This is a genomic window from Acidovorax sp. KPB24-03, assembly GCF_057546605.1.
This window is the reverse complement of sequence record NZ_BAAJYR010000287.1, coordinates 1-4493: the sequence shown is the minus strand read 5'-3', so window position 1 is coordinate 4493 and position 4493 is coordinate 1. Positions and strand designations below refer to the sequence as shown.

General features: G+C 56.0%; 4 protein-coding genes and 1 pseudogene. 3 read left to right on the top strand and 2 right to left on the bottom strand.

Annotated elements, in window-relative coordinates; genetic code table 11:
• Positions 1-338: 338 nt before the first annotated feature.
• Positions 339-1326: pseudogene (gene corA / locus AC27KI_RS19300) on the top strand (magnesium/cobalt transporter CorA).
• A gap of 281 nt (positions 1327-1607) precedes the next feature.
• A complete protein-coding gene (locus tag AC27KI_RS19295) occupies positions 1608-1835 on the top strand; it encodes a hypothetical protein (RefSeq protein ID WP_487090433.1) in 228 nt (75 codons plus the stop codon).
• Positions 1836-2121: 286 nt separating this feature from the next.
• On the opposite strand, the gene AC27KI_RS19290 is transcribed toward AC27KI_RS19295, so the two are convergent.
• Positions 2122-2550 (bottom strand): hypothetical protein, encoded by a 429-nt coding sequence (locus AC27KI_RS19290; protein WP_487090435.1) that lies wholly within the window; start codon positions 2548-2550, stop codon positions 2122-2124.
• Between the two features lie 382 nt (positions 2551-2932).
• Between AC27KI_RS19290 and AC27KI_RS19285 the strand changes: the two genes are divergently transcribed.
• Positions 2933-4039 carry an aromatic ring-hydroxylating oxygenase subunit alpha gene (locus tag AC27KI_RS19285; protein WP_487090436.1) on the top strand — a complete coding sequence of 369 codons (1107 nt, stop codon included), beginning with the start codon at positions 2933-2935 and terminating at the stop codon, positions 4037-4039.
• A 117-nt stretch (positions 4040-4156) separates the two neighbouring features.
• Here AC27KI_RS19285 and AC27KI_RS19280 read toward each other — a convergent pair.
• On the bottom strand, positions 4157-4493 hold a 337-nt coding region (locus AC27KI_RS19280; protein ID WP_487115314.1), incomplete at its 5' end, for a phosphorylase family protein.

Here is a 4493-nt window from a genome sequence, read left to right as displayed (position 1 = left end):
ACCTGCTGCGCGCGCCTGAGGCCAAGGCCGCCGCCTGGGCCGACCTGTGCCGCGCCCTCGCCACGGTGCGGGCGGCGGGCACCCCCGCGCCCGAGGCGGGCTGACGGAAAAAAAAAGCCTTACCGCTACTGCGCGCACGGGCTGCCAGGCCCCGCCGGCCCTCGGCGGGTGTCATGGGATTGACGCAGCGCAATGCCATAATCCGCGGCTTGCATTTTTGGAGATTCCTCCGTGGAAACCTACCCCAGTTGGTAGCTTTCAGCTCCCGGCCTGCCGAGGGTTGAAAGCCGCCCCATCCCTCGCAGAAAAAGCCCACCACACACCGGGAGTGAGCCCACATGCTCAACATTTTCACGCTCGCCAACGGCCGGCTCGTCCAGGAAGAAATCGAATCCCTGGAAGAGCTGGCGCAGTTCCAGCCCATCTGGGTCGACCTGGAGTCGCCCACCCTCGAAGAAAAAACGCTGGGTCAAGCAGCACTACGGCCTCTTCATCCCCGAAGACGCCATGGACGAGGACATCGAGGAATCCGCCCGCTTCTATGAAGAAGACAACGGCGAGCTGCACATCCGCAGCGACTTTCTCATCGACGACGAAGACGACCCGCGCTCGGTGCGCGTGGCCTTCATCCTGAACCTCGTCAACGACACGCTCAAGAGCAAGGGCGTGCTCTTTTCCATCCACGACGAAGACGTGCCCGTCTTCCGCCTGCTGCGCATGCGCGCGCGCCGTGCGCCGGGCCTGATCGAGGATGCGAAGGAGGTGCTGCTCAAGCTCTTCGACGCCGACGCCGAATACTCCGCCGATACCCTCGAAGGCATCTACGACGACCTGAAGAAGGTCAGCGTGCAGGTGCTGGCCGGCGACGTGACCGATGCCCGCGCCGGCGAGGTGCTGGCCGCCATCGCGCGCCAGGAGGACCTGAACGGCCGCATCCGCCGCAACGTGATGGACACGCGCCGCGCCGTGAGCTTCATGATGCGCAGCAAGATGCTCAACGCCGAGCAGTTCGAGGAGGCGCGCCAGATCCTGCGCGACATCGAATCGCTCGATAACCACACGGCGTTCCTGTTCGACAAGATCAACTTCCTGATGGACGCCACGGTCGGCTTCATCAACATCAACCAGAACAAGATCATCAAGATCTTCTCGGTGGCCAGCGTCGCCCTGCTGCCGCCGACGCTGATCGCCAGCGTCTACGGCATGAACTTCAAGTTCATGCCCGAGCTGGACTGGTCGCTGGGATACCCCTACGCGCTGGCGCTGATGGTGGCCAGCGCCCTGGGCCCCATGTGGTACTTCCGAAAGCGCGGCTGGTTGAAGTGACCCCCCTGAGCCGCTGCGCGGCTTCCCCCCAGGGGGACGACGCCAGTGGCCCGGCGGAGCCGGTTCCACGGCGTCTGCTGGACTGAAGACGCGCGACGCTGATAGGCGTTTGTTGTGCTGCGTCGAATTGGCCTTAAGCACAATAAACACTAGGGCATGCAGCTATTATTTTCATAGCATCAAAGCAGCCCTATATTGCGTTTCATGAAGGACGATGCTAAGTGACCTAATAGACTGATTGCATCGAGATTTAGGTTAACTCTTAGTCCAGAAAAGCCTTCATGGTGTTCCAGCAGTGCGTGAACGCAGCTTCCACCGCTTGCAACCAGCGCTGCGTAAAGTACCAATTGTTTCGGATTGAGAAAAAAGTCTGTACTGGTCTTGTTGTTCAATGGGCACAAGCAGACGATGGTTGGTTCAAGGCCATATCGCTCCTCACTAACCAAGATGCGTTATCTGTCGGTGAGGCCAGTCCTTCCTGGTATCGCCTTAAAAATCTCCTCCAATGATTGCAGGATGCTGAATATAAATTAAATATTTGACAGACGAACAAAAACAACACAGCATTGACTGCTTGCCGCCATTTCGGCGTCAAATTCTTTAGGAGTCATAAATGGATGCAGAGCCAATTGGAAAGCGGTTTTTAAATTCCAGCTCCCCTGGAGTTGTTTTGGTTTTTTCTGTAGCCTCCAATACAAGTGGCGCAATAATTCGGACAGGCTACATTAACCCTGTCACCGGAACTGTAAATCTGGTTGCTGGTACAGTGGCGCCTACTGGAATAGGGGATGTTAGTCAGCCAATCATTTTTTCCGGCAACGGAAACTCGGCGGCCGGCTCAAATAGCGAAGTGGTAATGCCGTACCCACTGTATATCCCTGCCGGAATGGGGCTTTGGGTGGCAAACTCAGGACCAGGAGCCATCGCACTTACTTGGGATTTATTATCGTGATCTTTATTGAATAGAAAACACCATTTCACGAAGGCAACTATGAATGCTGTCCCCATAGGAAAGAATTTTGCAACCATTGCCCCTAAAGGCGTGGCGCAATTGGTAGCTCCTTCTGCGAATACCAATGGAATTGTGATCCGAACTTGCTTTTGCAATCCGCAAAATGGCACCGTCAATCTAGTCGCGGCAACCAGTGCTCCATCGGGAATTTCAGATACATCCAAGTCAATAATATTCAGTGGAAACGGAAATACCACAACAGGATCAAACACTCAAATATTCATTCCCAAACCGTTATACATTCCCAAAGGTCTTGGGCTGTGGGTTGCAACCTCTGCGAACGCAGGAGTGATTGCCCTCACCTGGGATATTTTAAGTTAATTATTACTAGTGATCAGCTGAAGCACACAATTTCCCTCGTATGCTTCAGTTGATTTACTTTCAGAGAATTTTTTGCTTTCTTATTTGCATAATTTTTCGCAAATAATTCAATTCTCTTCACACCACGAAATCAGCATAAAAAATAGTGCAGCGATATCTTCACCAACTATTTTTTATCAGGCAAAAATGACCGGGATCAATTTTCCTGAAGAACTTTTATCTTAGGTCAAATGCAATGCTTTTTTTCGCTGCGGTGTTCAAGTAGGATTGATCATGCCCGAGAACCATCTTATCGATCCAGCTGACTACACAAACCCAGACGTGCTTGCTTTGGAGGAAAAGTATATTTTTCGGCAGGCATGGCATTTGGCCGCATTGACCCGCGATATTCCGAACGAACTGGACTATGTCAAGCGGCTCATTGGAGCGACTGATTTGGTGATTCATCGCCATGAAGGCCGCATCGTGGCCTACGCCAATGTATGCCCCCATCGCTTCTCCGCATTCTTCGAGAAGCCCAGCGGTCATGGCCCAATCCGCTGTCCCTACCATCTTTGGACTTACAACGGCGACGGAATGGCGATTGGCGTGCCCCATCGACACAACGAGGCGTTGGCGTGCTATCAGACGGCAGACCTGCGGCTGGAGACTTGGCAGGTGGAAACCCTTGGCGAGTTCATTTTCGTGAGCGCGGAGCCTCGACAGCGCCTGGACGAATTTCTGGGCGCCACGCTGCCCGCCCTGGACCAGATGTCTCGGGCGATAGGAGCAGAGAAACCGAAGAGGGTGCAAGACATCGCAGCCAACTGGAAAGTCGTGCTGCAAAACACTGTGGAATTCGAGCACGCCTTCTCCGTGCACGCAGATACTTTTGCGGCCGACGTGCAAAAACCCCTTCAGGTGGACAGCGACCCCAACGCTGACAACACCATCTCGTACACCACCCGGCTCAATCCCAAGCGCTACGAGCGCCCGCGTGATGCTAGGGTGAATGAAATCTTCAAACGGGTGCCGGTTCCGTACCCGGATGGCTATCGGCATCACGTGATCTTTCCTGCCACGACCATTGGATACACCGACAACCAGCAGCTTGCCATCATGGATTACCAGCCGACAGGCACTGGCAGTTGCAGGATGTTCGCCCGCCTCTTCAGCTTTGAGGTTCCTGATCTCACTCGGGCTGAAATGGCGATGCTGGAAATCGTGGGTCCTTGGCACACCGCCTACGCGGAAAAGCTCTTTGCGGAAGATCAAGCCATCTGTGAGGCAGTGCAACGCGGGCTGTCGTCCAGACCCTCACGCATGAAGGGCGTTCTGCAACCCGGCGAGCGCCTCGTTCGACGCTTCCAGGAAATCTATCGCCAATGGATGGATCGATAAAACCCCAAGGCGGCAGGTCCACAGCACCGGCCGAGACAAACGCTTTCCTTTCCGAAAACCACCCAATAGGCAAACAGCCTCCAGCGCAATTATCACTAGGGCATACAGCTATTATTTTTATAGCATCCTGAGAAACCGCCCGATGATGCCATCGGCATACTGGCTGGCCACGGCCTGCACGAAGCGGGGGAAGTCCACGTGCGCGGCGTCGTCCGCGCGGTCGGAGACCGTGCGCACGGCGGCGAAGGGCACGCCGTAGTCGCTGCAGACCTGGGCCACGGCGGCGCCCTCCATCTCCACCGCCAGCACCGCATGGCCGGCGGCGGTGAACGCGTCGCGCAGCGCCTGCGATTCCTGCACGGTCGACACGAAGCGGTCGCCGCTTGCGATCAGGCCCCGGTGCACGCGCGGAGCGCGCAGGGGCGGGGCAGGGTCGGCCGCCGCTCCACGCAGC

What these genes read in the sequence shown, in the direction of transcription:
- AC27KI_RS19295 (WP_487090433.1), top strand. Translation starts at nt 1,608, where the DNA reads ATGGTGTTCCAGCAGTGCGTGAACGCAGCTTCCACCGCTTGCAACCAG.
- AC27KI_RS19285 (WP_487090436.1), top strand. Translation starts at nt 2,933, where the DNA reads ATGCCCGAGAACCATCTTATCGATCCAGCTGACTACACAAACCCAGAC.